Consider the following 26307-nt stretch of genomic DNA (forward strand, 5'->3'; position numbering starts at 1 on the left):
TGGTGAATGTCAACTTATAGCTTTTTGGATGTGTCCGCCAATATCACCGGCGTGGGCGGTTCGATTGACCTCGGCAACGGTGCAGCGACTTCCGACGAGGGGATTGTCGTTGCAATGGGCGGCGACAAAAACACGATGGTGACCGGCGCCGATGGCGAGGGGATGCACAGCCTGCACGCCGATAAATCGGGCACGATCACCGTCAACCTACTCAAAACCAGCCCGACGAACGCCAAGCTGTCGGTGATGTATAACGCGCAGTCGCTGTCATCTGCGACCTGGGGCAACAACGTCATCGTGATCCGCAACAAATCCAGTAACGACGTGACCACGGCGCGCGGCGTCGCGTTCAAGAAATTGCCTGATTGGCAGAACGCCAAAGACGGTAACACCGTCGCCTGGGTGTTCGACTGTATCAAGATTGACCAACTGCTCGGCACGTTTTAAGGGGTAATGCATGGAATTTGAAATTAAGGGCCAAAAATACCGCGCGGCCAAACTGAATGTTTTCGAGCAGTTGAAAGTTTCCCGGAAGCTGCTGCCGCTGCTGTCCGGCCTGCTGGGGGAAATTAAGGTGTTGCGCCAGCTGAAAACCGGGCAGATTTCGATTGAGGATGCGCTCAAAGTGGCGCTACCGGTGATCGCCCAAACGCTGGCGGACGTCAGCGACGATGACAGCAACGCGATTATTCATCCCTGCCTGGCGGTGGTGTCACGCCAAAATGGCACCGTCTACACGTCGATCTTTACCAGCGGTCAACTGATGTTCGATGACATCGACATGATGGACATGTTGCAAATCGTCGCGCGCGTGGTCGGGGACTCGTTGGGAAATTTTTTGCCCGCACTCCCCGACAGCGAGACGAAAGACCAGCCGCCGGCCTGACGCTGGACGTCCTGCCGGGCGGCGAGGATTACCTGTTACGCCCGGTGGATGCCGGCATGTGCAGCTTTGAGGCGCTCAAGGATGGGCGCCTCGATTTGTTCGACGTCGCGCTGATGAATGATTACCTGGACATGAAAGCGGATAACGAAGCCCGGATCGCCAGGTGGAGAGAGGATCAATGAACGCTGAAACCATCAAGGATTTTTTGATTTCTCTGGGCTTCGAAATCGACTCCACCGGCGAGCGAAAATTCTCGGCTGTTGTCGCCGGCGTCACGGCGAACGTGCTCAAAATGGGGGCGGCAGTAGAAGGGGCTGCGCTGACGATCGTCGGCTTCACCACGCAGATCGCCAATGGCCTGGATAAAGTCTATTTTGCATCGCAGCGCACCGGCGCCTCAGTGGCGGGCATCCGCGCGTTGGGATATGCCGCCTCGCAGATGGGCGCAGACGCGGCCGCGGCACAGGGCTCGCTGGAGAGCCTCGCGAGATTCATCCGTAACAACCCGGGCGCCGAAGGTTTCCTGAACCGCCTGGGAGTGCAGACGCGCGGTGCGAACGGTCAGATGCGCGATGCCGCCGCCATTTTTACCGGTGTCGGCGATAAGCTGCGCAGCATGCCGTATTACCGAGCGAATCAGTATGCGCAGATGCTGGGGATCGACGAAAACACGCTCCTCGCCATGCGCCGCGGCATTAACGGTTTTACTGCTGATTACCAGGGCATGCTGAAAGCCACCGGCCTGAACGCCGACCGCGCGGCGCAGCAGTCCAATAAATTCATGACCTCCATGCGCAGCCTGACCGCGCTGCTTGGCATGGCAAAAGACAAAATCGGCTCAGATCTGGCCGGCGGCCTGAGTGGCTCACTGGATACGCTGCGCCGGCGCATCATGGATAATTTCCCGAAGATAGAGGGATTCATCACCAAAACCGTTCGAGGCGTTCTCTGGTTAGCCGAGGTTTTCGGGCGGATGCTTTACCGTGGCTATCAGGCTATCGATCAGGTGATCACCTGGTGGAAAAGCCTCGATACCGAATCGCGCAAACTGATCGGGATTTTCGGCGCGCTGCTGGTTGCCTGGCGGCTGTTGAATAGCGCTTTCCTGATGTCGCCGATTGGGATGATCACTGCGCTTATCGTGGGTATCGGTCTGCTGTGGGACGATTACCGCACCTGGAAAGAAGGCGGAAAAAGCCTCATCGATTGGGCGAAGTGGGAGCCGGCGATCACCCAGGCCAAGAACGCGATGATCTGGCTGCGTGACAAGCTGCTCGAACTGAAAGACGCCGTCGGCGGCTGGAAAACTGCTCTGGAAATTTTGGCCGGTTTCGTGGCTGTGACCTGGGCGGCGAAAATGGTCAGCGCGATCGGCTCTGTGACTAAAAGCGTCGGCGGCCTGTCAAAAGCGATGGGCGGCCTGGGCAAAGTCGGCGTGATCGGCGGCTTGCTTGCGGTCGAAGAGGCTGTCGTTAAACCGCTCGAGGGGAAATATTCCTGGCTGACCAACAACCCCATCGCCGATTTCCTGAACCAGCTCCCGGGCAGTGACACGGTCGACGAATGGGGGCGCAAACTGCTGCCGTGGCGCCGCGGTGAATCTACGCAATATGGCCAGTCGGTGCGCCGACCGCAGGCGACAAAAGCCGGGGCGGCGCTGTTGGGCTGGCTGCAGCCTAAACTGACGCAGCTCGAGGCAATGTACAACCTGCCGGCGGGCCTGCTGCGCAGCGTTGCGCTAACCGAATCTGGCGGCAATCAGTTTGCTGTTTCCGGTGCCGGCGCGAAAGGCTTGTTCCAGTTCATGCCTGGCACCGCCCGGGACATGGGGCTACGCGGTGATGACGTCTTCGACCCGTCCAAGTCGGCGGCGGCCGCGGCCCGTTATCTGGGAATGCTGCTCCGCATGAACGGCGGCGATCTGGAAAAAACGCTGGCGTCCTATAACTGGGGGATCGGCAACGTTCAGAAGCACGGCATGGGGCTGATGCCGGCGGAGACGCGCAACTACATACCGAGAGTGCTCAGCAACATGCCAGGCGCTGGCGGGAATAGCCTGAATCAGCAGACGGTGATCAATATCCACGGCGTTAACGATCCTGCTCGCGCAGGGATGGAAGTCGCCGATCGTCAAACTGGCGTGAACTCCCGCCTGACCCAGCAACTCTATGCGAGGCCGCAATAATGGATATTCTCTCCGTCCTGTTTTCGCAGCAGACCCGGAAGATCGGCGGCATCATCCCGAGCGTGGCAATCTCGGAAAAACACAGCGACACGCTGGAGATCACCGAGCATCCGATCGAAGACGGCGCACCGGTCAGCGACCACGCCTACAAGCGGCCGCCGGAGGTGACGATGGAGCTGGGTTTCGCCGGCGGCGGCTCGCTGCTGGATGGCGTCGACACAACCCAGTTTATCGACATCAACAGCGGGCGGACGCTCAGCAGCGGCCCGCGGGAAGTTTATAAGCAGTTGCTCGCGCTGCAGGAAAGCCGCTTGCCGTTCGACGTCACTACCGGCAAGCGGCAGTATCAGAACATGCTGATCCGCTCACTGGATGTCACGACCGATCGCACCAGCGAAAACGTGCTGATGTGTGTCCTGACGCTGCGCAACGTCATCATTTCCCGCACGCAGAGCGTTTCGGTTGCGGACAAAGCCAACATGTCCGACGGCGTCAGCACGTCGGCGGTGCAGAACTCTGGCACTAAATCGGCCAAGCCGGTCAACGAAAGTTTGCTCTCCCAGGCGCAGCGCGGCGCGCTGGGAGTGCTGGGAGGTTTCGGGTGAACATTCAGGAAATTCCGCTGACGCCGGACAATCAGCAATTCGGGATCGCGCTGGGCGGCCAGCAGATGAATATGCGGCTGACCTGGCGCGATGAGGCCGGCTGGTTGCTTGACCTCATGGACAGCGCCGGTGGCGCGCTGGTGAATAGTGTGCCGCTGGTGCCTGGCGCCAACCTGCTGGCGCAGCATGCGCATCTGGGGTTTACCGGTGCGCTGATCGTCCTGGTCGACAACAACGAACCAGAGCTACCGACGAAAACCAATCTCGGGATCGGCAGTCATCTTTATTTTGTGCAGGGGTAGGGCATGAGTCAGAACTGGATGCGGCATTTTGAGCTGCAGCTGCTTGACCAGCAGGGAAACGGCATCAGCTTGTCAGATTTTAAAGTCACTTTCCGCATTGAGTGGGCCGATACGCGGTGGCCGCGCGTCGCCAACGTCAAAATTTACAACCTGTCGCTGGATACCCAAAACCGGATTCTGGGCAGCGAGTTTTCCAAAATCCGCATGATTGCTGGCTATGACGGGATCGCCCCAGATGCAGACGCCAGTCAGGTCGGCGTAGCGCGGCCGGTGGACCCGGCGAAATCCGGCCAGCGGGACGGCCAGAACTTTGGTCTGATTTTTGAGGGGGATCTGCGCTTCACGATCACCGGCAAAGACAACCCAACCGATTCCTGGGTGCTGATTCAGGCCGTGGGCGATCATGAGGCGTTTCTCTATGCGACGGTTAACACCACGCTCGCCGCCGGCTATACCGTGGCTGACGTGTACAATGCCGCCCTGAAAAGCTTCAACGCCTACGGCATAACCCAGGGGATCACCGGAACTTTTCCCGATACGGTTTTTCCTCGCGGGCTGGCGCTGTTCCAATCTGCGCGCGATGTCATGGACTCCGTTGCCGGCATGTGTAAAGCCACCTGGCAGCTGATCGACGGCAAGCTGCAGATGGTCAACGAGAACAAATACATCCACGAGGCTATCGTGCTGAACAGCGAAACAGGGCTGATCGGCATGCCTCAGCAGACGATGGGCGCCGGCGTTAACGTGCGCTGCCTCATCAACCCGAATATTCGCATTAATGGCCTGATCCAGCTCGATCAGGCATCAGTTTACCGCGCAGCACTATCCGACAGTGAGATTGCCCAATCCGGCGGCCGCATCAGCGAAACCGACCAGAACGGAAATCGAGTTGTCGCCGGTTCCCTGCAGCAGCCCGCCAGCATTGCGACGGACGGCGTGTATATCGTGAAAGCGATCGATTATACTGGCGACACACGGGGCCAGGCGTGGTACATGGATCTGATGTGCTTCGCGCGCGGCTCGGCAGATTTGATAAGTCAATCAACCCTATCTCGCTCTGGAGGGAGTTAAGTGAGAAAAAATAAATGGTGCTCCCGAGCCATTGTTTCACTGTCATGTTACGTTGTTCTCTCTGGCTGTACCTCCCTTGGCGCCAGTTCCGACACAGACGCCATGTATAAAAAACGCCCAGGATGGGCTCAGCTAAAAATTTTAGCCTCTGATGATTGCAACACATGGAAGAATGGAGGCAACTCATTGATAAATTGGAGTGGAGAGGAATGCTCTCCAAATGGGTTGATAAAATCCATCAATAAAAACCCGGGAATCATTCCGGTGTTTTATGCGGCCTATCACGAATATGGACATGATGGCGTCAGAGCAATAGATGTGAGGGATACTTCAAAACTGAATTATTTAAATTTTGCTCATGACCTTTCAAAGCAAGTTTCATCGTCATCTGTTGTTTCCAGGATTTATGGCGATTACGTTATAGATAGAAAGGCGATGGGGTTGAGTGAAGTTTCTCAAGCGCATTTTGTTGAAAAACTAAACGAATTTTCTTTGAAGAAAGATGCCATATACCAAGAGATGAACAGGATAGCCAAAGTTGATTTTGACAGGGGCAATGCATCCACCCGCGCAGAAAAACTCGGTGTAGACTATAAAACCGTTTGCGGTCCGTTCACGATAGATCTCTCTCCGGATGATGGCTGGTCTCGCATCAATGGCGCAAAACCAGAGTCGCAAAAAATTAGGCGAATAGGCCCAGGTAAAGGTGTCGAAAATGTTAAAATGGAGTGGCGAGTGGCTACCAACCAGCCTGGAAAATGGCTTGGACTGGAGTTCATCAAGCGTGATGGTAAAGCATTTTTAAATGCCCAATTGCTTCAGGCCAGCATGGATGCGCCGCGTCAGTTTGCGACTTATGATTGCGTGAAGGTGAAATGATTTTCTGAGGTCTGGCACATCATGTTTGAGTTTGACTAATCTAATCACAGGAACGTACACTTTCTAACCCAGCAACAAAGAGTTGATCGAGATGGCAGCAGGCATACCAAAAGAAAAGTCAGTCGAACTCCTTACCACTTATGGGGAGATGCTTAAGCTAGGCATCGCCATAAATGACTTCGACTATATGCGAGGCGTAAGAGAGCTAGAGAAAATCAGAACTCCGGCTTCTATTAGTGCTCTTGGTGTGCTTCACGCGGTAGCCGGACGATTCTCCAAAGCTGAGCAATTGTTTGAGTCTGCTGTCAATGAGATTAATGACCCACATTCAGTTGCCATCAACTATTGCGTTGTGCTTGAAGTTACTGGGAATATGGCGAAATTACGCGATAAAATTTACGAGTTCGCCGAGAGGTTTGAAACAAAAACCTTCACTAAAATGGCGTATTCTATAGCCTATCGCACAGGTGATCGGGATGCCCTCGAAATGTTTATGGATAAGCACATTAAGCTGCTGTCCGAAGATGAGGGGAGGACTATGGCTGAAAAACACAAGCTGGAGTTGCTCGGTGAGGTTGATGATGCCTATAACACATCTGGGTGCACAAAAGAACAATTCTTCCTTTTGGCTTCAATCACTCAAAACGTTTGCAAAGAGTTTTCCGTTAAAACAGGGCGTGTTGAAGTTAGCAAAAACAACAACATGAGTTATGTTATAGATCTTCATGACATTGACCCGAAAATAATTGCTCAGATGAATTATGTTTTGGCAGAAAGAATTTGTATGGAAGAGGCGTTGGATAACTGTTCGCTTACCGCGAGGTTTTCTCCATTCAGAGAGTTGCATACAGGGGTGAGTTATGGCGGTTGATGGAAATGATATCCTTCAAGTAGCTGAAAACTGTACCCTCATGGCTTGCGAGTCGGGGTATAGAAGTTGCATATCGCGGGCTTATTACGGAATGTTTCACGAAACCATGAATTCATTAACGTGTGTCCCGCATTTCAGTAGTAATCACCATGCGAACCTTATTGGCTATATGACCAACGCTGCAGAGCATAAAGCTGAACCTTTCGAGTCGAGAAGCTTAAAGATTTTGGGCTATACATTAAAACAACAACGCGATGCTCGAAACGAAGCCGATTACCATTTGAAAGAGGTTACAGTTTCAGAAGATATGGCAAAGGCCAGTCTTGAGGCTGCAAAACTCTACTTTTCTAAGTGGTACGAGTTGAAATCTAACAAGCTTTCGATAAGTAACTAATTTAATTGATGAAAAAAACCCGCTTCGGCGGGTTTTTTTATGGGGAGAATTCATGCCCGTATCCCTCACATCTCAAATCGGCGATAAGCAGCAGGCCGACCAGGCGCTGATCGACGCCATCAACGCGGGAATGCGCGTATCGATCCCCGGCATCATTCAATCCTTTGATGCGGACGCGGTGACCTGTGTTGTCCTGCCAGCCGTGAAAGGTTCCGAGCCGGAAAGCGCCGGCGGCGGAAATTCTGCCAGTTTGCCACTGTTGGTAGATGTGCCGGTCATTTTCCCTCGCGGCGGGGGCGTTACGCTCACGTTTCCGGTCAAGTCGGGTGACGAGTGCCTCCTTGTGTTTGCCGACCGTAGCATCGATTTCTGGTGGCAAAACGGCGGCGTGCAGGAGTCGGCCGCCGAACGTATGCACCACCTGTCTGACGCTTTCGCTATTGTTGGCCCGCAGTCGCAGGCGCAGAAAATCAGCGGTATCAGCACCAGCGCCGCGCAGCTGCGCACCGACGACGGCGCCGCATTTATCGAACTCGACCCAGGCAGCCATGCCGTTAACGTCACTACGCCGGGCAAGCTGACCGCCAGCGCGCAGGGCGGTACGGAGATCAACTCCCCCGAAATTGTGCTCAACGGCAACGTGACCATCAACGGCAACCTGTCGCAGGGCATGGGGGACGGCGGCGGCACGGCGACGATGCTGGGGCCGGTGAACGTGACGAACGACGTTAAGGCCGGCGGCATCAGCCTGCAGACGCACAAGCACGGTGGTGTAGAAACTGGCGGCGGCCAGACGGGAGGCCCGCAGTGAGATATCGGAAAGAAGACAAGAATGGCGATTACAGCTTCGGGCGCGGCGAGGGTGATTTCTTCATTAACACGCCTGAGGCCGTGGGCATGGCGGTGATCAGCCGCCTGCAGCTGCGAAAGGGTGAGTGGTTCCTCGATACCACCGCCGGCACCGACTGGACGCAGATACTCGGCAAATACACGTCGGGCCTCTATGACATCGTGATCCGCGAGCGCATCCTCGGCACGCCGAACGTGAACGAGATCGTCGAGTACCAGAGCCAGCGCGATGTTGATACGCGCGACCTCCTGATCACGGCCACGTTAAACACCGCCTTCGGCCAAACCTCGGTAACCACCTATGTATGAAGACATTATCGATTCGATGCTGCCAAAAATAACGGCGGCAGGGATGAGCGCGCCTGAATTCCAGACCATCCTCAACGGGTGGCAGACGATTTTTCGCGGCATCTATGGCGATGACATCTACATCGAACCAGACAGCAAAGACGGCGTGCTGTTGTCGCTGATCGCCTACGCGATGCACGGCGGCAACAATGCGGCGATTTCTACCTGGAACGCATTTAGCCCGGCGACCGGCACCGGCGTGGGGCTGGCGAGTAACGTCAAAATCAACGGCATCAGCCGCAAGGCGCCGTCAAATTCCACGGTTGACGTGAGGCTGATCGGCCAGGTTGGCATTGTCATCAGAAATGCCTCAGTGCGCGACAGCGCCGGGAACCTCTGGGATTTACCGGCAGAGGTGGAGCTCGATATTCACGGCCAGGCGGTGGTAACCGCGACGGCGCAGAAGGCAGGCGCCATCACCGCGCTGCCTGGCGATGTTTCGCAAATCGCTACACCGACGCGCGGCTGGCAATCCGTCACGAACCCTGAAGCGGCCACCGCCGGCAAACCGGTTGAAACTGACGCCGAACTACGGCAGCGGCAGGCGCTCAGCGTTGCGCTACCGTCCCGAACTGTCATGGAGGGACTGATAGGCGCCATTGCCAATATCACCGGCGTGACGCGCTATAAGGGCTACGACAACGACACTTCGGAAACCGACATCAACGGCGTGCCGGCGCATGCGGTTTCGATGGTGATAGACGGCGGCGATGCAGAAGAGATCGCCCGAATCATCGCGATAAAAAAATCACCTGGCGCGCCGACGTTCGGTACTACGACGGTGATCGTCAAGGACGCCTACGACACAGACAAGCCGATCCATTTTTTCCGGCCGACCAAAGTCCAGATTTACGCGGCTATCAAAATCAAGGTGCTTCCTGGCTACACCAGCGACATCGGTGAAGACATAAAAAAAGCCGTGTCAGACTACATCAACATGCTTTACATCGGCGATACGGTCTATTTTTCGCGGCTCTACGTACCTGCCACGCTGGGCAATGCTGACAGCGGTAAAACCTATGACCTGATGACGGTAAGCATTGGCAAAGATGCGGTCACGATGAATGAAGCCAATATCCCGATCCTGTTTAACGAGTCTGCGACCTGTTCGCCGGAGAATATCGCAATTATCACGGTGGCATGATGACCAACAAATACACTGCATTAATTCCTGCTTATCACTGCCAATTCCCCAAATATTTCGCCACCGTCAATGCGGTCACTGAGGCGTTCGCGCGTCAACAGGACAGTACACGCGGTATCGTGCCGGCCTTTGACCTCGACAACGCCATCGGCGCTCAGCTCGATGTTATCGGCCTGTGGGTGGGGCGCGGGCGCCGCATACGCGCGCCGGCAGTGAACCATTATTTTTCGTTCGATGATCCGGAGCTGGGTTTCGACCTGGGGACATGGAAGGGGCGCTACGACTCCGGTGATGAGTATATCGATCTGGATGACGACACCTATCGAACGGTACTGCGTGCAAAAATCGGCGCCAACAATTGGGACGGCACTGTAGAAACGTTGCCCGCCGTTTTGGCGGCTATTTATCCGGAAGGCGGTATCTCGATCACTTTTTCTGACAACCTCGACATGAGCATGACGATCACTGCTCGCGGTGCAGTAATACCCGCAATCACTAAAGAAATTATTCGGCAAGGTTATCTCTCGATTAAACCGATGGGGATCACCGTCAATTATGAAGTTGCGGAGGGATGAATGGCAAAGAATGAATTTAAACCGTTTGCCATCGGTGAATATGCAAACGTTTTGACCCAAGAAGAATATGAAGCGCTTCCAGCTGTCGGAGCTGGGTATACGGCAGGTATAGCGAAAAGTGAACAGCTTAATAAAACATGGCGTCAGGCATCGGTAATGTCTGCCGTTTTAGGAAACTTTATTGCAGAACAATCCGGTGATGACGTACTCGATGATGGTGATTTAAACAAACTGAAACTATCACTTGAGAAAGCAATTCATCAATATTTGACAGGCAGCTCAGTCGATGAGCGATATGTTTTAAAGACGCAGAAAGTTAACGATAAATCGCTCTCCGGTGACATTGCGTTATCCGCTAGTGACGTGGGCGCTCTGCCAATTTCCGGGGGAACAATTACCGGGCCTATAAATACCCTGGGTGACGTTGGAACACAAGGCGGCGTGTTTGTTTTCCGCAATGCTGAAGGGTATCAAACGGGCGTCGTGGCAGCTTATGACAATGGCTCATTAGCGATTAACCGAAGTGACAGTGGTCGCGGATTTGGCATTGATGCCGATGGAAACTTTTTCACGACGACTGGAGTGCCAATTTTTGAGTCTGGTCAACGAGTCTACAGCCCAAACAATCGACCGGATGAACTGCATGTTGATGGCGATAATTGGTGGTCGCGTGATTCTGCAGGGAAGATCGTGCAGGGAGGGATAGTAAATCGTTCGGCCAACTCAAATCCCGTGTCCTTCCTAATTCCATTCCCCAATAAATTATTAGGTATCAAGTTGACATTAAGACAGGTTAGCGAAAGCGGCGGCTCCACTGACAATATAATTGCTCAAGGGGCGAGTAATTCTGGTTTCAATGTGTGGATGAATGCTAACGAATTATCTGCATATTGGGAAGCAACAGGGTATTAACGTTTTCAACAATTAAACTGAGAATAAATTTATGTCGAATAACGGTTTGCCAGTCACTGACGTGGTAGGGGTTTCTGTTACCTTGGGTCAGCGCCGCACTGCTGGCGCGTCGGCCGGTGATGCATATGCTCAGGCTGCTCAAGGGAGTGCGATTGCGGCGGCAAATTCCGCAGCAAAAGCGTCTCAGGCTGAAATGGGCACGCTGGAAGCTGCTGCTGAGGTGGCAGAAAACGCCGACATTGCATCTAATGCGGCTGAAAGAGCCGAGGCAGCCGCTGATAACGCCCAGAACATCGCAGACGCCAATACCTACTACACCACACCAGAAGACCCAGACGGAACGATTGCCGGGATTGCAGGCACGGCAGATGGAAAATCATTTCGTGTGGGTTTGGGGGAAGGTAAGGGATTCAAGTATTACATCAATAATAGTGGCGTGGCGCTGGAAATTGCGGGGGTGGCTGGGGCAAATCTGGTTAATGCCCTGCTGGAAATAATTTCAACTTTTAGCACAAATAATTATGGCGCATTAATTCAGGACGGTATCGGCAACGTATTGTTTGAGTTCTTGCTGAATGGTGGCATGGGTTCGAGCTCATTTAATATTTCAAAAGAAGGCTTCTCTTGTGGCGGGTATTCTGTCATGACTAACACCAGCGGTAATATCATTGTTTATGACGGCATCGGTAACGTGCTGATCGACACGTCCATTAATAACAACAAGCCAGAATACTCGCTTGACCTGATGGATATGCAGAACAAGCTGTATGCGCAGTCGCTTAAGAAACCAATCAGCAGCTCTATCGCCGCACCTGTTTATCAATGGAATATTTATCTGGGGTATGGTCAAAGCTTCATGAGTGGGTGGCAGGCATGGCGCGATCAGACACGTGAACCAATTGAACCAGGAAACGTTCTAATGCTTGGCGATTCTGTTCGCGGTAATTCAATAGAAGGCACGTTCAACCCCTTAGGCACTGCGGTGTTAAAAGACTTGGTTTCAGTTACTCAGACAACTGGCACCCCATCTATAGCGATGAACGACGCTGATATTGACAATCTGGAGCGGGGAGCGAATAACCCTGGGGAGGAAATCACCGTTGCCGCTGTAAACTTCCAGCGAGTTTTGCAGCGTAGGCATCGTGGAGTTTTGGTTGACCCTGAGCGAAAAATTATTGTTATCAACGCCGCCGTGCCAGGCCGAACTATAAAGCAATTATCTAAAGGCAATGCTAGCGGTCACTTTGCAAACCGCGTAGTTCGTGCTTTGCAGCTTATCAAGGATAACCTGCCTGCTGGTGAGTCTGCAGCACTTGTTGCGCTAATGTATAGTGGCAATCAGTACGATTATGATGACAGTAAGCCAGAATCTACACCGGATAAAAATGCCTGGAAAGCGCTAGCGCTTCAACTATTTCAGGATATTGAGGATGCAGGGAAGTCAATATTTGGTCGTGGCGACAAACTGGCGGTGTTCACTGAGCAAACTGGTGGATGGTGGACTTTCGATAGCACCAATCAATCCATCGGTCAGGCTCACATCGAACTTGACGAAGAACACGAAAACATCACTTTGTGCAAGCCGTCCTATTTTGAGACTGATAAAGCATCCCATCGTGATAATAATGGCATTCGTTGGGCAGCTATGTTCTTCGGTAAAGCGATGCATATGGTGCTAGACAGGCGCCAAGCATTTTTCTCGAACAAAATTATTTGGGCAAAATGCTATGGAACTACTTTGTTGTTTGGGTATCGGGTTTGGGAGCCGCCATTACAGTTTAAGCCAACGTACTACTTAACCAATGAAGCTGCTGGCGGTGTTATTTTTTCTAATAAAGGTTTCTTAGCTAAAGACGATGCTGGCGATTTGACAATTTATAATGTCAGGGTTGCAGCCGATACGATCATAAGTGCTGAACTAAATCGTGTACCTGTTGGGCAACTAAAAATAACTTATGCCCCGAAGACTACGTATGACGGTCAGGGTAATGTCTGCGATTCTGATGATTCCGAATCCCTGTATTCATATAAATTCACTGAGTCAAAATATCCAGAAACAAACATCCCAGCACTGGTGGATAAACCCTATCCGCAAAACAACTTTGCTTTAGCGCAAATCATTTACCCGGAGATTATTTCATGACCACAGGAATTTCAGTTCGCGTACCAGAGGCAGACTGGGGATCAACTCGAGCATGGTTCAAGCCACCACTTGATGAAACCCTGGGTGGTTGGTCTTACATCAATCTATTCGGTACGACTGAAAAATTGGAGCAGAACCTCTCACGCAATATGCCTGGTGGTATCGTTACAGGCACCCCGGTGCGCAATGCCACCAGTGCTCTTTTCCGGCGCCATCAAAATTATATCAGCACCCAAGTGGCGCAGGCTTACGCAATGACGTTTTTCGCTATCGCTAAAACGGCGCGAACACTCGCGAACCAGAAGGTCGGCAACGAATTCATCATATCGAATAACCTGAGCAACGGCCCGGACGGCGGCACTAACGGCACTTCGCTGTATTTTGCAGACCATGGCGACGACGGGAAAATGAACGTTACATTTGCGGTGACGCAAACAGAATCGCCACCGGGAACGCCAGCACTGGGCCGGACTACACAGCTATCAATCAGCATCCCGATTACTGACAAGCCGATCGTTATCATCGGCAGTTATTCGGCTGCTGAGAATGTCATTCGCATTGTCGTAAACGGCCAGGCAACTCAGGCGACGTTACCTGTCAACTCAGCAACATCAATACAGCGTGGGTCGCCACCGCGAGTGGGCTCCATTGGTCAAAATACAGGGACGCCACCACCTTACGATATTGAAGTTTTTGCTGCCGCTCTGCTCACTAGGAAGATTGTGGCGGCGGAGGAAACTACGCTCACAGAGTGGGGCTATCACTTTCTGGATGTGAAAGGCGTCGCGCATTAAAACCTGTGCCGGGAGGGAACCCGGCCATTCCTCAAAACTATCTTTCTTTATCGATCAGGCATCTGCCATTTAAGGTGTGAATCGGTCTTCACATCGGTTTTTTCTTACGATTATACTGTATGCGCATACAGTATGTGTTGTGAGGTAAAACACCATGGGAATGATGCCAAAATTTGCTAGTCCGGCAGCAGACTACGTTGAGCGCCGCTTGAGCCTTGACGAGATCTGCATTTCAAAGCCGAGCGCTACTTATCTGCTCCGCGCCGCCGGCCAGGCGATGGCGGTCGGTATCCACGCTGACGCGTTGCTTGTTGTCGATTCGTCGGTGACGCCGGTACATGGCAGCATTATCGTAGCTGCGGAGGAAGGCGCCCACGTGCTGCGCAGGCTTCGCCTATATCCGAACCGAGCGCTCGAATTTCTGGACGGCTCGGGCCGGGAAACTGAGCTCGGTAATGAAGATTCGGAAGAGGGGAGCGAGGTGTTCGGTGTGGTGATGTACTGCGTGAACGACATGCGGAGTTGTGAATGGGATGACCTGCCGGTTATTTGATGACCGGTCATTAACACAGCGATCACGGCCGAATTTATCCCGAACCGATCCGAGAACTTTGGTAAACGACTGAAATTAAAGAAAGTAAATGCAAGGTATAGCAAGGGACTGCGAAAGGATTTTATGTATTAACTATTTGTTTTTTATTGCTATTTTCATTATTTTGCGCATAAAGGAATCGTATTCGGTCTTTTTTTGTGTGATTGATTTATAAGTCTTTTTTTGAAAAAATCGGAATTACTCGAAATTTACTCGAATTTTGATATTCGGTTTTTTACAGCATCATGTACTCCTTCCCCCTCGTTTTAAGCTATTTCAGCGTCTTCATTTCCGTTGTATGCCCCAGCAGCTTTTGGGCAAATGCCTTGTCGTTCTGCTTTTCGTACAGGCGGCCGGACAGGTTTCGGATCTCGTGGAACGTCGGCGGGCTTGCCTGAAATTCCAAACCTGATGCTTTCCGCGCGGCGATAAACTTTTTCGTTAGCCCGTTGGGATGGATTGAGTTACTCCTATGTTCCGATAGGTTGGTAATCTGCTGGTAGGTGGCTTATCATTGCGTCAATAACTAAAGGAAATGACATGTCTCAGCGCAATGATATTATTGACTTTTTTAGAGGTGTAGCGGTTATGCTCGTTACCGCCTTTCACCTTTTCCTATGGTCCGGTTCTTTAGGCCGACCGCTACCATTCGGCTTCGATGTGATGGGGCTTTTTGGTAACGGGTGGATCGGCGTTGGAATGTTTTTTGTAATTTCAGGCTATTGTATGGCTGGGTCAAGTGGAAAAGCATTTTCAAGTGGCTTTTCAGCAAAGAAGTATGGCATCTATTTTTTAAAAAGATACTTGCGGATAGCTATTCCATTTTACATATCAATCGCGGTTTGGTTTGTTCTAATTCGAGGTTTTGGCATTGCAACAAAACCTACAGGGGTCTTTGATGTAATATCCCATGCTTTATTTATTCACAATTTTTCAGAAAAGACATTTTTCTCAATTAGTGGGGTTTATTGGTCGCTCGCTGTTGAGATGCAGTTTTATTTAATTCTCCCTGCTCTGGTTGTTTTATTTACCACTGTTTTGGGAAGGGTTGTTTTGTTGGTCAGTGTGTTTGCTGTTAGTATTTTGATTAATGTTTTACAGTGAGAATCAATTGTTAACATGGGGCATTCCATCTTACCTTTCACTTTTCGTTTTGGGGTGGCTTTGCGCCATATATCAAAACAGAATAGGTTCATTTATAAGAAAATTGAAAGCTCAATGGATATTGATCGCGTTATTTGTATTGCTTCTTTTCTACAAAGGGCATGGCTTTAATAACAAGATTAAACTATATGAAGTGTTGATTTCATCGGTTTTTGCATTGTTAATGGTATCACTTATTAATCGGTTCTCAGGAAAGCGTGTGCCGCACGTTGTGCGCAGTGTAGCATTTGTAGGGAAGTGCTCGTTTTCTATTTATTTGTATAACTATATTTTCTGGGCGCTAGACAGAACCGACTTAACCCCGGTTAAGTTGTTTATGGCTTTTGCTTTCGTGATAGGATTTGGCATCTTAATGTATCTAGCCGTTGAAAGGCAATCAGAGAAATTAAGAAAAAAAACCATAAGAAAGGCAGAGGTTAAATTTGCAGTGCAATAAATAATAACTTCAATGTAAGCCCTGGTAATTCAGGGCTTTTTTGTCCGCGCCCCAATTATAACAACCAGTTCATAATCTGAATTATTTCGGGGGCCATCTATGTCATCTGAAGGATTACCCGTGGATGGCGTCGTTGGCAAAAACATTGTGCTGGGAGCCCGCAGTACGCAACAAGCAACAGACGAAGCAAAGAGTAGCTAGTCTGCAGATAGCGCAGCTCAGTCGACTGATGCCGCGTTTAAGTTTAGTCGTGAGGCGAAAGTAGTAGCAGTGGGAGTATCTGACGATGCAGATCGCGCTGAGGGGGGCGCAAAATTGTTAAGAACATCGCGGACGCCAATACCTACTTTTGATCTCCTCTCTGATTTAGCACTACACTGATTTTGGGATAGGGTCAATGGTTATCGGGAACCCGCATTAGAACTAGTACAGCAATGGGGACGGTCAACTGTAACCACGGATGCACAGGAAACCTTAGCATCACATCACCAGGAAATAATTCTCGTAATGGTGTATTTGGGGACGAGCAAATTTCGGATAGACAGGCCATGCTAGTAATGGTGATGTGTTGCTAACACCTCGATAAATGTGACGCTTGAAGTATTTTGAAGTTGACATTTGGTTATCTATCATTCAATTATTGAATCTCAAATTTAAGTTAAAAGGATATCTAACAATGACAAAAGGGTATGTGTCTTTTTTATCAATTATTCCATTTATGGTGGCTAATTATGCATGTGCATTTTCTACGGCAGATGTTGGCGACATTATTAATAAAGAGATAATTGCCGCCAATGGCAAGCAAATCACTATCAAAGTCAATGAACCGGGTGAGATTAAATCTACAATAAAGCTTGGTGTTGGGCAAGTAATTGAGTTTTCGCCAGGCGTGTGGACTTGCAGTGCGTCACCTTGCATTGTAATTGATAATGCATCCCAGGTTATCGGATCTGGAATCTATCGAACTCAGTTGAAATTAACCTCGGCTTCTTCTGGGCCCATTATTCAAAGTGCTGACTATGAAAAACTATCAAGCCTGAGCGAAAAAAATGCATTGAAAATTGCATCACCATTAGATGGTGATAGAAAAAGCCTCCCAGGTGTTAAATACATAAAAATTAAAGACATTACTATTGATGGTGGTGATGGAAAAAAAGCCAGCGTTAATGGTGTTGAAATATATGGTTTATGGTTCTGGCTTGAAGATGTATCAATCGAGCGGTTCTCTGGAGATGCGTTAGTTACTCAATTTATTCCAAGCGGTTCTGTTCATCCAGATGAAAATGATGCAATGGAGTCTTACTTTACTCGAGTAAAATTAATTAGCAATAAAGGTAATGGATGGACGATGCGAGGACCGCATGATTCGATTGTTTCTGGGATGATTGCTGCTAACAATGGAGGGTGGGGGATTGATGTTCTGCATAAGGAGGGCTTTTATAGCGGCGGAGGTTTAATGCTTACTAATACCCATCTGTATGCTAACGGTAATGGCATGAGGACTGAGTCAGGGGCAAATATTCTTGCTTATGGGATTGAAAGTGAGGCCAATAAAGGTGTAGGTTTGCTGCTGCGTTCTAATGATTCTATCGTACAAGGAACATTTTATGCCAACAGAACTTATGGTGTTCAAATAGGTGATGATGAGTCTTATTCTGGTGTTAATAACCTGAATCTTCAACTCCATAACAATAAAATAGCACAACTCAAATGGGGGAATAACGCAGGCCATAATATGATTAATGCTGTTGTATTTCCTAATGACTCTAGCCAGAGGTACTTCGAGGGGAGACCCTCAAATACTGACTATGTGGCAACGTCTGGGCCCAACGCTGTTCAGCAGTTCCCCGGTGGGATTTCGATGGATAGCGATCGGAACATGTATGGGATAAAAGAATCCATAAAATAACCTTCCCTCCTATTAATTTTCTATTGATTTAATCATTCACCCCGGAGAATCCGGGGTTTTTTGTATTTTTATAGAGATGTGTTCATTCTTTTGTACATATAGGTATCGTATTCAGTTTTTGTTTGTGATTGATTTATAAGTAAATTCCTCTTAATTCGCCAGCAACAATCCCCGCTCCTCTTTCGAATCACAGCCACCAACCCGATCTCCATCCCCACCCGCACATATCGCTAATTTAGCCGCACTAAAAGTCATTACGTCATCTATGGCGCTGATAAGCTCCGGTCATTGCTCCCATCACCGGTTAAGCGAGAGTGACATTATGGGGAATATCAAGACATTAGGCGTTGTAAAATGAAACCTGCGTTGAACGATCGGCTGAGTCGGTTGAAGAGGGCGTTGCCCGGCTACCTTGAGGCGTGGCGTGAGGGGATTTTACCCTCTGACTGGGGGCAGGTGGCTAATCCTGAAGTGGTTGCCGCCCTGTTGGCGGAGTGGGAGGCGCTAAGCGAATTGGCGTCTCGGTTCGAAACCGCCACTGAAACTCCCTCCGAACCGGCTGCATTTTGGCAGGCGCGTGCCGAGCAGATGGCGCAGCGCAATCGCGAACTCAGTGCCCAACTGGCGACGCCAGTCCGTTTGCCCGGCGCGCGGGTGGCATTCTTTGGCTATGTGAAAACGGCGGTGATGGACGCCAGGCAGGTGAGGGCGGCGATTCGTGATGCCGGTTTTCTCATTGATACCGATGATAAAAACGACAGCGTACCGTCATGACCTCTGTCCTGTAACGCATGAGTTTGGAGAATAAGCGCGAGCGAATAATGTCGCCTCTGTGATACGGAGCAAGGTTCAATTCATCCAGTCAATTTGTTAGGATCGTCTGACCTACATGACTATTGGTGCAGTACATTGAAAATCAAAGCGTTGTTATTTGTTGCGTTGGCCGCATTGGCCGGCTGCAGCCAGGAGGGAACCTCGATGAATCAGCCCGCAAATGAGAAAGGCGGCCAAACGGAAGTGTTGCTGGTGAACAGCGCGCTGGTGGACTGCGTGGGCGTCGGCCCGATGAAGTGCATGCAGGTGCGTCGCTCCGCGCAGCAGCCGTGGGAGTTGTTCTATACCGGCATCGAGGGTTTCACCTTCGAACCGGGTTATCAGTATCGGCTGAAAGTGCTTGTTACCCCGGTGGAGAACGTGCCGGCCGATGCCTCGTCGCTGCGTTATACGCTGATTGAGCAGCTGGAAAAGAACAAGGCGTAATGGATCTACCTTGTCACCACCAAATGGCGTTTCATTTGGTGGTGACGACTTCAGGAAAGTTTGTCTTTTTTCTTTCTTCTGGAGGATTCGAAAGTGGCGAAGGCATGTGCAAGAGCAAACCCCAACGCACAGTAGCGTAGAGGCCAATTTTCTTTGGTCCATGTTTCAGAGTCAGCAATAAACATCGCGTTGCCGTTGGCAAAAAGGGTAAATTGCCAGCAAAGGATTAAAAAACATATCGTAACCAGAACGACATAACCCTTGGAACCCAGAGGCGGCCTGAAGCCGTATTTCACGGCCAGACAGGCCGCGGCAGCGAGAGTAGAAAGAATATAATATAAAGTTGGTTCCATCACTGTTCCTGGTGATTTTATCTTCCCTGATATTCGACCGAAAAACAGCCACACCATAACGCAACGCCAGAAGCATGATCAACTTTTGCTGATTTAAGAGGGAAGGCTTGAACGCGCTGAGGGTGCGAAGCGTGGCGCGTGGAGGCATCACGATGCGGAGTTGGGCAACCCTGATCCCTCGACTAAACTGGTCTGTTCACTGCGCTTGTTTTCGCACTTTCTTAAGTATATCGAGAAAATCAGGTATATTGTCCTTCGGTTTTTAGCTACCAAGAAAAAATTACTATGATTATCAAACCTAAAATTCGTGGTTTTATCTGCACCACCGCTCACCCGGCAGGCTGTGAAGCCAACGTCCGTGAGCAAATCGCCTACGTTAAGTCGCGCGGCGAACTGAAAAACGGGCCTAAAAAGGTGCTGGTCATTGGTGCATCCACCGGTTACGGTCTGGCCTCGCGCATCAATGCCGCTTTCGGCAGCGGTGCGGCCACCATCGGCGTATTTTTCGAGAAGCCTGGCAGCGAAGGCAAAACCGGTTCCGCCGGTTGGTACAACTCCGCCGGTTTCGACAAGGCAGCTAAAGAAGAAGGCCTGTACGCGAAAAGCATCAACGGCGACGCATTCTCCAACGAGTGCCGTCAGACCGTTATCGATCTGATCAAAAAAGACCTGGGTCAGGTTGACCTGGTGGTTTACTCGCTGGCTTCGCCGGTGCGTAAAATGCCGGAAACCGGCGAAGTGGTGCGTTCCGCACTGAAGCCGATCGGCGAGCCGTACAAATCCGTTGCGCTGGACACCAACAAAGACGTGCTGGTTGAAGCCGTGGTCGAGCCGGCCAACGAGCAAGAAATCGCCGACACCGTGAAGGTGATGGGCGGCCAGGACTGGCAGCTGTGGATGGACGCGCTGGACGAAGCGGGCGTGCTGGCGGATAACGCGCAGTCTGTCGCTTACTCCTACATTGGTACCGATCTGACCTGGCCAATCTACTGGCACGGTACGCTGGGCAAGGCGAAAGAAGATCTGGATCGCGCGGCGCAGGCCATCAACCAGAAGCTGCAGGCCAAAGGCGGCGCGGCTTACGTTGCGGTGCTCAAGTCGGTGGTAACTCAGGCCTCCTCCGCCATTCCGGTGATGCCGCTGTATATCTCCATCGTGTTCAAAATCATGAAGGAGCAGGGCATTCACGAAGGCTGCATCGAGCAGATCCAGCGTCTGTTCGCGACCAAGCTGTACAGCGGCGTGGCACCGGATACCGACGAGAAACACCGTCTGCGCCTGGATGACTGGGAACTGCGCGACGCCGTGCAGGAAACCTGCCGTGACATCTGGCAGCAGCTGAACGACAGCAACATCAACGAACTGACCGATTACCAGGGCTACAAGGCGGAATTCCTGCGCCTGTTCGGCTTTGGTCTGCAGGGCGTTGACTACGACGCCGATCTGAGCGGCGAAGCCAACTTCGATGTGATCGAGCTGGTCTAAGCGCGGCGAGCAGTCAAACAAGGTCGGGTTAGCCCGGCCTTTTTTATTGTCCGCGCGTTGGCGACCACCGCCTGACTCATCAGTCCACTTGATCATTGACAGCAATAAATTATCGTTTTACGATAATTTATTGCTGTTGATTAAGGGATAGAAAATTATGGGCGCTGCGCCAAGGATCCATCTGCCGCTGTATGTGCGTTGTCTGTGTTTGCTCATTATGGCGATGCTGATCGTCAGCACCGGCGTTGAGATGTTCATCATCGTGCGGGACTGGCTGCAAGGCGTAGCCTATCGCGATATCGTCGCCTCTTACCGGGAATATTACCCGGAGCTGCTTGCCTACGCGATCCCGCAGCAACGCTGGGCGCTGTTCGCCACGCTGGTTATCGACATGCTCGGTTATTTGCCCTATTACAGCGCGCTGCTGTGCGGCGCCGGGCTGTTTTATCAATTTTTCCGCGGCAACGTGTGGCATCGCAACAATATGGTGCTGTTGCAGATCATCGGCATCTTGCTGATCGTCGATGTGTTGTTCCCGTCGTTAGCCGGTCTGCTGCAGGTGATGGTATTGACCGCCGATGAAAAAATGCTGTTTATCCTTTATTATGGCGTCAATAGCGAGTCGGTGCGCTCGCTGATCGTAGGCTGCGCAATCCTGGTATTTAGCCGGGTATTTCTGGAAGCGTTGCGGCTGAATGAAGAACAGCTTTCTTTCGTGTGAGAATAGAGTGGCAATAATCGTAAGTCTTGATGTCATGTTGGCCAAAAGGAAGATGCGTTCAAAGGAGCTGGCGGAGCAGGTGGGGATCACTGAGCAAAACCTGTCTCTGTTGAAAAACGGCAAGGTCAAGGGAGTCAGGCTGGAAACGCTGGACAAGATCTGCCGCATTCTCGACTGCCAGCCTGGCGATCTGTTGGCCTGGCAGCCGGACGGCGAAGAGTAAGATCCCAGCGCACTCGGAAGTGCGCTGAACCTGTTGGCCCATTTCTGCGATTAGCGTTATCTTATTGAGCGATATTTGTTTTATTCAGGTTAATTAAAATAACGGGTGATTAACACCGGCGTATTCTTTTTGTCGCAGGCGATGGCATGCGGCGAGCGTTATTAAACTAAATAAACTCATTTTTCATTTACCGTCACTGCCAATGGCGTTATTTTAAGGGGAATAGTATGACATGGCGTAATTATCTTCTGGCATTGTGTCTGGTATTAAACGGATGCAGTGCCATTTACCCCACTGTTTCATCCTCATCCTCCTCCACTCACTGGGGGAATTGGGGAGCACCGCAGCCCGCAACGCGAGAACAAAAACAGCGTATTATCGCCGGCGAATCCGCCGCTTCCGTGCTGAATGAAGGCCGGGTCGGTATTGGCGGTACGCTGGACTGGTCGAAAATAGGGGAGCGCTAATCACCACTCTTTATTCGGCGTGGCGCCAGACGTTATCTCAGAGATATTGTGGAACGGTTTATTATTAATTCGCTACTCTGTTTTTCCGATGCGTTATTTATCTTTAAACGATGAATCTCTGCTTGTTGAATTTATATCGACATACCCAGACATCATTACAGGAGTTTTCAATGGCAAAGCGTATTGTCGCCATGTTGATAATGTCGTTGTTGAGTCTGCAAGCAAATGCGGCCCGCTACGATCGGCAATGCGAGGGAATTTCTCCCGTGCTGTTTCAGAAGAAATTGAAAGAGCTGGCGCATGGGCTGCGACAAGAGATGGCAGTGCCGAGCCCACCCACGGAGAACGAGGCTGAAACCTTGGCGCGTCTGGTCGAATGCGATGCCGAAAACGCGAAAACGCCGGCGACGGGAGGGCAACATGCGCCAGATCCCGCAGAGCCTCATGTGTCTTCACTCAATGGCTGTTGAACGGTTCTCTGCGTCATTTTTCGTGGCGCCCCCAGTCGGCTTATTCATGGAGCTTGTGTATTGAAACTACCCTCGTTAATCGCTGCGGCGCTGGCGCTGCTGGCCTCATTTTGCAGTCAGGCGTTCATCGATCGCCATTCCTCGCCCGGCGCCTCGACGGAAAGTCCCTCTGCGGCGGGATGCCCGGCGCGGCTGGATGGCTTGTTGCAGCATATTTGGTTGGCTGAACAGATTCAGGCGGAGCGCATGCAGCTGGCGCGGCTGCGTGCGGAGCGGGAAGCGTTGGAAATGTGGTTGCAAACACAGAAAACGGCGAGACGTTCTGCGCAGGGGCACCAGAGCGCCCGATCGGCCTGCGAACAGGGAGCCGATATTGTTCGCTGCCTGTCGCTGCGTCTGCGCCGGACGTCCCTGATGGGGCCGCATCGGCCGTTTGTCGGCGCATATTGCCGGGCCTGGCTGAATGGTCGACCGCTGAATTGCTAAAGATGAGAACAGGGATTTGTCAGGAGTTTATCGATGAAAATGATAGTGTTGGCCGGCATGGCCTTGTGTTGCGCCAGCTTCGCGCAGGCGCGGGTGGATCTGGAATACCATGCAGTGGCGCCGAAGGACAGTAAGATCACCGAGGAGTACCAGAAAAAGCGCGACGCATTGCGTCACAAGGTGTGGAATGTCGATAACCTGACGCTGGTCAACGAGCAGGCGATTGCACGCGAACAGCAGCGCGAGGCCGCAGAGGCCGCCGAGCGGCAGCAGCGGAACCTGGAACAGCAGGAGAAAAAGCAGCGTTGCCTGCGCAGACACTCGAAAGATCCTCACCCCGAGGCGAAGTGTTACATGCACAACTTCTAGCCTTCAACGTCCGGGCGCTTTCTGCGCCCGGCGTCGTTTAGGCCGGGCGGCAATGCTCTTTCAGCATGGCGATCGCGTCCGGTTTCAACTGATACAGATAGACCGGTCGGCCGGTGGCGCCGTACAGAATACGGGTGCCGAGAATGCCGCTCTCCGCCAGATAGATGAGGTACTTGCGGCAGGACACCCGCGAAATGCCGATGGCGTTGGCCAGGTTGTCGGTGGAGAATTCGCTGTCGTGCTGCTGTTCGATCCACTCGCACACCGTGCTCAGGGTGATGCTGGTCAGCCCCTTCGGCAGTTTCTTGCTCTCCTGGCCGCCGGGCTGGCGGCGCAGCAGGCTGTCGACGTCGGCCTGCGAAAACTCGCGCTGCGCCAAGAGCTGCGACTGTTGCCGGTAGTGGCTCAGCGCCTCCTTGAAGCGGCTGAACTGGAACGGCTTGATCAGGTAATCCACCACGCCGTAGTGCAGCGCTTTTTGCACCGTGTTCACGTCGCTGGCGGAGGAGATGATGATCACATCGGTCTTCTCGCCGAGCTCGCGCAGGCCGGGCAGCAGATCCAGCCCGTTCTCCTGCTGCATGTAGATATCCAGCAACACCAGATCGATGCTGACGCTGGCATCGGCCAGCAGGGCGCGCGCCTGGCTCAGAGTGGCGACCGTCGCCTGGCAGTGAAAACCGCCGACCTGGCTCAGGTAGTATTTGTTTAGCTCTGCCACCATCGGGTCGTCGTCGACAATCAGTACGTTAATCATGGGCTCTGCTCTTGGCCTGATAGGGAAGGTGCACGAAAAATTGGGTCAGCTCGCCCGGTTCGGATTCGAAATCGATGCTGCCGCCCAGTTTCTCCAGATGGCTGCGGATCAGCGCCAGGCCGATGCCGCGTCCCGTTCCCTTGGTGGAAAATCCGTGTTCGAAGATGCGCGCGCCGATCGCCGGATCGATGCCGGGGCCGTCGTCGCTGACGATACAGTGTAATTGATCGTCGTGGTGATGGAAGCTCAGGCCGATCTCGTGGCCCTCAACGCCGTCGATGGCGTCGATGGCGTTTTCGATCAGGTTGCCGAGCACGCTGATCAGCACATGGGTGGTCTCCGCATCGTCGGTTTCTGGCAGCAGGCTGTTTTCCTCAATGGTCAGCTCAACGCCGGCTTCGTGGGCGCGGCTGATCTTGCCGATGAAGAAGCCCGCCACTTCCGGTGAGTGAATTTTGCGCAGCAGTGCGCCGATCTCTTCCTGGTAGTTGCTGGCGGTATTGATGATGTAGTTTTCCAACTGCTGATAGGCCTTCATGTGCAGCATGCCGAGTATCACATGCAGCTTGTTCATAAATTCGTGCGACTGCACCCGCAGGGCGTCGGCGTAGTGAGCCATGCCGCTCAGGCGCTGCAGCAAGCGGCTGACCTCGGTTTTGTCGCGGAAGGTGGCGATGGCGCCGGTCACCTGGCCGTTGACGATCACCGGCACGGTATTGGTCAGCAGTTCGCTGCCGTTGAAGCTGATCTGCCGATCGCGCAGCGGTTCGCCGCTGGCCAGCACCTCCGCCAGATGCAGCTGCGCCGGCCAATGCTTGCTGGCGGCGTCCAGCAGCAGGTTTTCCACCGGCCCGCTCTGGCGCAGCAGGCGCTTGGCTTCGTCATTGACGATGGTGATGCGGGATTCATTATCGACCGCGATCACGCCTTCTTTAATCGACTGCAGCATGGCGTTGCGCTGTTCGAACAGGTTGGAGATTTCGTAAGGCTCGAAACCCAGCATGATGCGCTTGAGCGCGGAGACCAGGAAGAAGGTGCCCAGGCTGCCGACCAGCGCGGCGAAGGCGATGGTCCAATAGATGATCCAACGGCTCTCCGCCACCACCCGCTGCACGGTGTCCAGCGCGATGCCGAGCGCCACCACGCCGATTTGTTTTTTCTGATCGTCATACACCGGCACGAACACCCGCAGCGCCGGGGCCAGCGTGCCGCGGTTGATGGCGCTGTTGACGTTGCCCTGCAGCGCGGGCGCCAGATCTTCGCCGATAAAATGCTTGCCGATCAACCAGGGTTTGGGGTGCGAATAGCGGATGCCCTGCATATCCACCACCACCACGAACAGCAGCTCGTTTTGATGGCGCACCTGCTCGGCGAAGCGCTGAATGGCGCCGCTTTGGTCGCGCCGCTGCAGGCCGTCAACCACCGTGCTGGAGAGCGCCAGCGTATTGGCGACGGCGATGGCTTTCTGCTGCAGCTGATCTTGCCCCTCGCGGCTCATCTGCACGAAAAACAGCGCGAACACCACCAGCAGCACCGAAGCGATGATGGCGGACACCATCAGCGTGATGGCGGTGCTCAGCTTGAGCGGCACCCGTTGTTTTGGCATGGCGGTTCTCCGAATGGCGATTTCACGGCGTATTCTAGCGAGGAATGAGGC

32 protein-coding genes and 2 pseudogenes are annotated in these 26307 nt (G+C 52.3%); 30 read left to right on the plus strand and 4 right to left on the minus strand.

The annotated features are described in order from the left end of the window. The first annotated feature begins 6 nt into the window (after positions 1-6). From QMZ29_RS25165 to QMZ29_RS25250, 18 genes and pseudogenes are all read left to right on the plus strand, one after another. Positions 7-447, plus strand: coding sequence for a phage structural protein (locus QMZ29_RS25165; protein ID WP_015377520.1), 441 nt, complete (start codon positions 7-9; stop codon positions 445-447). Between the two features lie 10 nt (positions 448-457). Further along, on the plus strand, positions 458-886 hold the full coding sequence (locus tag QMZ29_RS25170) for a phage tail assembly chaperone (protein WP_060424623.1): 429 nt from the start codon (positions 458-460) through the stop codon (positions 884-886). A gap of 56 nt (positions 887-942) precedes the next feature. After that, on the plus strand, positions 943-1068 hold the full coding sequence (locus tag QMZ29_RS25175) for a DUF6889 family protein (RefSeq protein ID WP_015377522.1): 126 nt from the start codon (positions 943-945) through the stop codon (positions 1066-1068). Beyond that, the gene (locus QMZ29_RS25180) at positions 1065-3071 is read left to right on the plus strand and encodes a lytic transglycosylase domain-containing protein (protein ID WP_282995089.1); all 2007 of its coding nucleotides are present in this window, start codon (positions 1065-1067) and stop codon (positions 3069-3071) included. Before QMZ29_RS25175 ends, QMZ29_RS25180 begins: the two co-directional genes overlap by 4 nt. Beyond that, a complete protein-coding gene (locus QMZ29_RS25185; RefSeq protein WP_282995091.1) occupies positions 3071-3676 on the plus strand; it encodes a phage baseplate protein in 606 nt (201 codons plus the stop codon). Before QMZ29_RS25180 ends, QMZ29_RS25185 begins: the two co-directional genes overlap by 1 nt. Then, a complete protein-coding gene (locus QMZ29_RS25190; protein ID WP_282995093.1) occupies positions 3673-3978 on the plus strand; it encodes a phage baseplate plug family protein in 306 nt (101 codons plus the stop codon). The genes QMZ29_RS25185 and QMZ29_RS25190 overlap by 4 nt, the downstream gene beginning before the upstream one ends. 3 nt (positions 3979-3981) lie before the next feature. Next, on the plus strand, positions 3982-5049 hold the full coding sequence (locus QMZ29_RS25195) for a hypothetical protein (protein ID WP_282995094.1): 1068 nt from the start codon (positions 3982-3984) through the stop codon (positions 5047-5049). A 603-nt stretch (positions 5050-5652) separates the two neighbouring features. Then, positions 5653-5928, plus strand: a pseudogene (locus QMZ29_RS25200) (STY1065/STY2022 family phage-derived protein); the annotation flags it as partial. Between the two features lie 91 nt (positions 5929-6019). After that, positions 6020-6799, plus strand: coding sequence for a hypothetical protein (locus QMZ29_RS25205; RefSeq protein WP_145958027.1), 780 nt, complete (start codon positions 6020-6022; stop codon positions 6797-6799). After that, positions 6789-7193 (plus strand): hypothetical protein, encoded by a 405-nt coding sequence (locus tag QMZ29_RS25210; RefSeq protein ID WP_233502749.1) that lies wholly within the window; start codon positions 6789-6791, stop codon positions 7191-7193. Before QMZ29_RS25205 ends, QMZ29_RS25210 begins: the two co-directional genes overlap by 11 nt. A 52-nt stretch (positions 7194-7245) precedes the next feature. Beyond that, complete coding sequence (locus tag QMZ29_RS25215; RefSeq protein ID WP_282995097.1) at positions 7246-8004, plus strand: Gp138 family membrane-puncturing spike protein; 759 nt, start codon at positions 7246-7248, stop codon at positions 8002-8004. Continuing rightward, positions 8001-8351: a contractile injection system sheath initiator gene (locus QMZ29_RS25220; RefSeq protein WP_282995098.1), complete on the plus strand. Its 351-nt coding sequence runs from the start codon at positions 8001-8003 to the stop codon at positions 8349-8351. The genes QMZ29_RS25215 and QMZ29_RS25220 overlap by 4 nt, the downstream gene beginning before the upstream one ends. Then, positions 8344-9534 carry a baseplate J/gp47 family protein gene (locus tag QMZ29_RS25225; RefSeq protein ID WP_282995099.1) on the plus strand — a complete coding sequence of 397 codons (1191 nt, stop codon included), beginning with the start codon at positions 8344-8346 and terminating at the stop codon, positions 9532-9534. Before QMZ29_RS25220 ends, QMZ29_RS25225 begins: the two co-directional genes overlap by 8 nt. Then, positions 9531-10109, plus strand: coding sequence for a DUF2612 domain-containing protein (locus QMZ29_RS25230; protein ID WP_282995101.1), 579 nt, complete (start codon positions 9531-9533; stop codon positions 10107-10109). The genes QMZ29_RS25225 and QMZ29_RS25230 overlap by 4 nt, the downstream gene beginning before the upstream one ends. Continuing rightward, on the plus strand, positions 10110-11021 hold the full coding sequence (locus QMZ29_RS25235) for a gp53-like domain-containing protein (protein WP_164067619.1): 912 nt from the start codon (positions 10110-10112) through the stop codon (positions 11019-11021). Between the two features lie 31 nt (positions 11022-11052). Then, complete coding sequence (locus QMZ29_RS25240) at positions 11053-13164, plus strand: hypothetical protein (RefSeq protein ID WP_282995103.1); 2112 nt, start codon at positions 11053-11055, stop codon at positions 13162-13164. Next, the gene (locus QMZ29_RS25245) at positions 13161-13958 is read left to right on the plus strand and encodes a hypothetical protein (RefSeq protein ID WP_282995105.1); all 798 of its coding nucleotides are present in this window, start codon (positions 13161-13163) and stop codon (positions 13956-13958) included. Before QMZ29_RS25240 ends, QMZ29_RS25245 begins: the two co-directional genes overlap by 4 nt. Before the next feature lie 154 nt (positions 13959-14112). Beyond that, positions 14113-14511, plus strand: a complete 399-nt coding sequence (locus QMZ29_RS25250; protein ID WP_282995107.1) for a HumD family translesion DNA polymerase — start codon at positions 14113-14115, stop codon at positions 14509-14511. Positions 14512-14821: 310 nt separating this feature from the next. On the opposite strand, the pseudogene QMZ29_RS25255 reads toward QMZ29_RS25250, so the two are convergent. After that, a pseudogene (locus QMZ29_RS25255) lies at positions 14822-15013 on the minus strand (tyrosine-type recombinase/integrase); the annotation flags it as partial. 77 nt (positions 15014-15090) lie between these two features. Here QMZ29_RS25255 and QMZ29_RS25260 point away from each other — a divergent pair. From QMZ29_RS25260 to QMZ29_RS25280, 5 genes are all read left to right on the plus strand, one after another. Continuing rightward, the gene (locus QMZ29_RS25260) at positions 15091-15654 is read left to right on the plus strand and encodes an acyltransferase family protein (RefSeq protein ID WP_283225796.1); all 564 of its coding nucleotides are present in this window, start codon (positions 15091-15093) and stop codon (positions 15652-15654) included. Between the two features lie 7 nt (positions 15655-15661). Further along, positions 15662-16150: an acyltransferase family protein gene (locus QMZ29_RS25265; protein ID WP_283225797.1), complete on the plus strand. Its 489-nt coding sequence runs from the start codon at positions 15662-15664 to the stop codon at positions 16148-16150. Positions 16151-16826: 676 nt separating this feature from the next. Further along, the gene (locus QMZ29_RS25270; protein WP_282995109.1) at positions 16827-18059 is read left to right on the plus strand and encodes a hypothetical protein; all 1233 of its coding nucleotides are present in this window, start codon (positions 16827-16829) and stop codon (positions 18057-18059) included. A gap of 354 nt (positions 18060-18413) precedes the next feature. Beyond that, positions 18414-18833, plus strand: coding sequence for a hypothetical protein (locus QMZ29_RS25275; RefSeq protein WP_230201378.1), 420 nt, complete (start codon positions 18414-18416; stop codon positions 18831-18833). A 135-nt stretch (positions 18834-18968) separates the two neighbouring features. Further along, positions 18969-19319, plus strand: a complete 351-nt coding sequence (locus tag QMZ29_RS25280; RefSeq protein WP_025302454.1) for a DUF4377 domain-containing protein — start codon at positions 18969-18971, stop codon at positions 19317-19319. Positions 19320-19369: 50 nt separating this feature from the next. Here the strand turns inward: QMZ29_RS25280 and QMZ29_RS25285 are convergent, their stop codons facing one another. After that, a complete protein-coding gene (locus QMZ29_RS25285) occupies positions 19370-19672 on the minus strand; it encodes a hypothetical protein (protein ID WP_016928136.1) in 303 nt (100 codons plus the stop codon). Between the two features lie 285 nt (positions 19673-19957). On the opposite strand from QMZ29_RS25285, the gene fabV reads away from it, so the two are divergent. The 7 genes from fabV (at position 19958) to QMZ29_RS25320 (ending at position 23893) form a co-directional block, all read left to right on the plus strand. Further along, positions 19958-21157: an enoyl-ACP reductase FabV gene (gene fabV / locus QMZ29_RS25290; RefSeq protein ID WP_197832678.1), complete on the plus strand. Its 1200-nt coding sequence runs from the start codon at positions 19958-19960 to the stop codon at positions 21155-21157. Positions 21158-21314: 157 nt separating this feature from the next. Next, positions 21315-21878 carry a DUF2975 domain-containing protein gene (locus tag QMZ29_RS25295; protein WP_033642723.1) on the plus strand — a complete coding sequence of 188 codons (564 nt, stop codon included), beginning with the start codon at positions 21315-21317 and terminating at the stop codon, positions 21876-21878. Between the two features lie 7 nt (positions 21879-21885). Continuing rightward, a complete protein-coding gene (locus QMZ29_RS25300; RefSeq protein ID WP_025302459.1) occupies positions 21886-22101 on the plus strand; it encodes a helix-turn-helix domain-containing protein in 216 nt (71 codons plus the stop codon). Positions 22102-22328: 227 nt separating this feature from the next. Continuing rightward, positions 22329-22568: a hypothetical protein gene (locus QMZ29_RS25305; RefSeq protein ID WP_261423608.1), complete on the plus strand. Its 240-nt coding sequence runs from the start codon at positions 22329-22331 to the stop codon at positions 22566-22568. Between the two features lie 170 nt (positions 22569-22738). Then, complete coding sequence (locus QMZ29_RS25310) at positions 22739-23038, plus strand: hypothetical protein (protein ID WP_141969402.1); 300 nt, start codon at positions 22739-22741, stop codon at positions 23036-23038. Positions 23039-23098: 60 nt separating this feature from the next. Then, positions 23099-23524, plus strand: coding sequence for a hypothetical protein (locus QMZ29_RS25315; protein WP_197836719.1), 426 nt, complete (start codon positions 23099-23101; stop codon positions 23522-23524). Between the two features lie 33 nt (positions 23525-23557). Further along, a complete protein-coding gene (locus QMZ29_RS25320; RefSeq protein ID WP_173888613.1) occupies positions 23558-23893 on the plus strand; it encodes a hypothetical protein in 336 nt (111 codons plus the stop codon). A 37-nt stretch (positions 23894-23930) separates the two neighbouring features. Here QMZ29_RS25320 and dcuR read toward each other — a convergent pair whose 3' ends face one another. Continuing rightward, positions 23931-24650, minus strand: coding sequence for a two-component system response regulator DcuR (gene dcuR / locus QMZ29_RS25325; protein ID WP_004940959.1), 720 nt, complete (start codon positions 24648-24650; stop codon positions 23931-23933). Further along, entirely contained in the window at positions 24643-26256 is a 1614-nt protein-coding gene (locus QMZ29_RS25330; RefSeq protein WP_261423604.1) for a sensor histidine kinase, read from the minus strand. Before QMZ29_RS25330 ends, dcuR begins: the two co-directional genes overlap by 8 nt. Positions 26257-26307: the final 51 nt, after the last annotated feature.

The sequence above is a fragment of the Serratia sp. PF-27 genome (genome assembly GCF_030053255.1).
Lineage (GTDB): Bacteria > Pseudomonadota > Gammaproteobacteria > Enterobacterales > Enterobacteriaceae > Serratia > Serratia bockelmannii.

Bases quoted from the DNA above. Each gene is read 5' to 3' on its own strand.
- QMZ29_RS25165 (WP_015377520.1), top strand. From the start codon at position 7: ATGTCAACTTATAGCTTTTTGGATGTGTCCGCCAATATCACCGGCGTG.
- QMZ29_RS25170 (WP_060424623.1), top strand. From the start codon at position 458: ATGGAATTTGAAATTAAGGGCCAAAAATACCGCGCGGCCAAACTGAAT.
- QMZ29_RS25175 (WP_015377522.1), top strand. From the start codon at position 943: ATGTGCAGCTTTGAGGCGCTCAAGGATGGGCGCCTCGATTTGTTCGAC.
- QMZ29_RS25180 (WP_282995089.1), top strand. From the start codon at position 1,065: ATGAACGCTGAAACCATCAAGGATTTTTTGATTTCTCTGGGCTTCGAA.
- QMZ29_RS25185 (WP_282995091.1), top strand. From the start codon at position 3,071: ATGGATATTCTCTCCGTCCTGTTTTCGCAGCAGACCCGGAAGATCGGC.
- QMZ29_RS25195 (WP_282995094.1), top strand. From the start codon at position 3,982: ATGAGTCAGAACTGGATGCGGCATTTTGAGCTGCAGCTGCTTGACCAG.
- QMZ29_RS25205 (WP_145958027.1), top strand. From the start codon at position 6,020: ATGGCAGCAGGCATACCAAAAGAAAAGTCAGTCGAACTCCTTACCACT.
- QMZ29_RS25210 (WP_233502749.1), top strand. From the start codon at position 6,789: ATGGCGGTTGATGGAAATGATATCCTTCAAGTAGCTGAAAACTGTACC.
- QMZ29_RS25215 (WP_282995097.1), top strand. From the start codon at position 7,246: ATGCCCGTATCCCTCACATCTCAAATCGGCGATAAGCAGCAGGCCGAC.
- QMZ29_RS25225 (WP_282995099.1), top strand. From the start codon at position 8,344: ATGTATGAAGACATTATCGATTCGATGCTGCCAAAAATAACGGCGGCA.
- QMZ29_RS25230 (WP_282995101.1), top strand. From the start codon at position 9,531: ATGATGACCAACAAATACACTGCATTAATTCCTGCTTATCACTGCCAA.
- QMZ29_RS25235 (WP_164067619.1), top strand. From the start codon at position 10,110: ATGGCAAAGAATGAATTTAAACCGTTTGCCATCGGTGAATATGCAAAC.
- QMZ29_RS25240 (WP_282995103.1), top strand. From the start codon at position 11,053: ATGTCGAATAACGGTTTGCCAGTCACTGACGTGGTAGGGGTTTCTGTT.
- QMZ29_RS25245 (WP_282995105.1), top strand. From the start codon at position 13,161: ATGACCACAGGAATTTCAGTTCGCGTACCAGAGGCAGACTGGGGATCA.
- QMZ29_RS25250 (WP_282995107.1), top strand. From the start codon at position 14,113: ATGGGAATGATGCCAAAATTTGCTAGTCCGGCAGCAGACTACGTTGAG.
- QMZ29_RS25260 (WP_283225796.1), top strand. From the start codon at position 15,091: ATGTCTCAGCGCAATGATATTATTGACTTTTTTAGAGGTGTAGCGGTT.
- QMZ29_RS25270 (WP_282995109.1), top strand. From the start codon at position 16,827: ATGACAAAAGGGTATGTGTCTTTTTTATCAATTATTCCATTTATGGTG.
- QMZ29_RS25275 (WP_230201378.1), top strand. From the start codon at position 18,414: ATGAAACCTGCGTTGAACGATCGGCTGAGTCGGTTGAAGAGGGCGTTG.
- QMZ29_RS25285 (WP_016928136.1), bottom strand. From the start codon at position 19,672: ATGGAACCAACTTTATATTATATTCTTTCTACTCTCGCTGCCGCGGCC.
- fabV (WP_197832678.1), top strand. From the start codon at position 19,958: ATGATTATCAAACCTAAAATTCGTGGTTTTATCTGCACCACCGCTCAC.
- QMZ29_RS25295 (WP_033642723.1), top strand. From the start codon at position 21,315: ATGGGCGCTGCGCCAAGGATCCATCTGCCGCTGTATGTGCGTTGTCTG.
- QMZ29_RS25305 (WP_261423608.1), top strand. From the start codon at position 22,329: ATGACATGGCGTAATTATCTTCTGGCATTGTGTCTGGTATTAAACGGA.
- QMZ29_RS25310 (WP_141969402.1), top strand. From the start codon at position 22,739: ATGGCAAAGCGTATTGTCGCCATGTTGATAATGTCGTTGTTGAGTCTG.
- QMZ29_RS25320 (WP_173888613.1), top strand. From the start codon at position 23,558: ATGAAAATGATAGTGTTGGCCGGCATGGCCTTGTGTTGCGCCAGCTTC.
- dcuR (WP_004940959.1), bottom strand. From the start codon at position 24,650: ATGATTAACGTACTGATTGTCGACGACGACCCGATGGTGGCAGAGCTA.
- QMZ29_RS25330 (WP_261423604.1), bottom strand. From the start codon at position 26,256: ATGCCAAAACAACGGGTGCCGCTCAAGCTGAGCACCGCCATCACGCTG.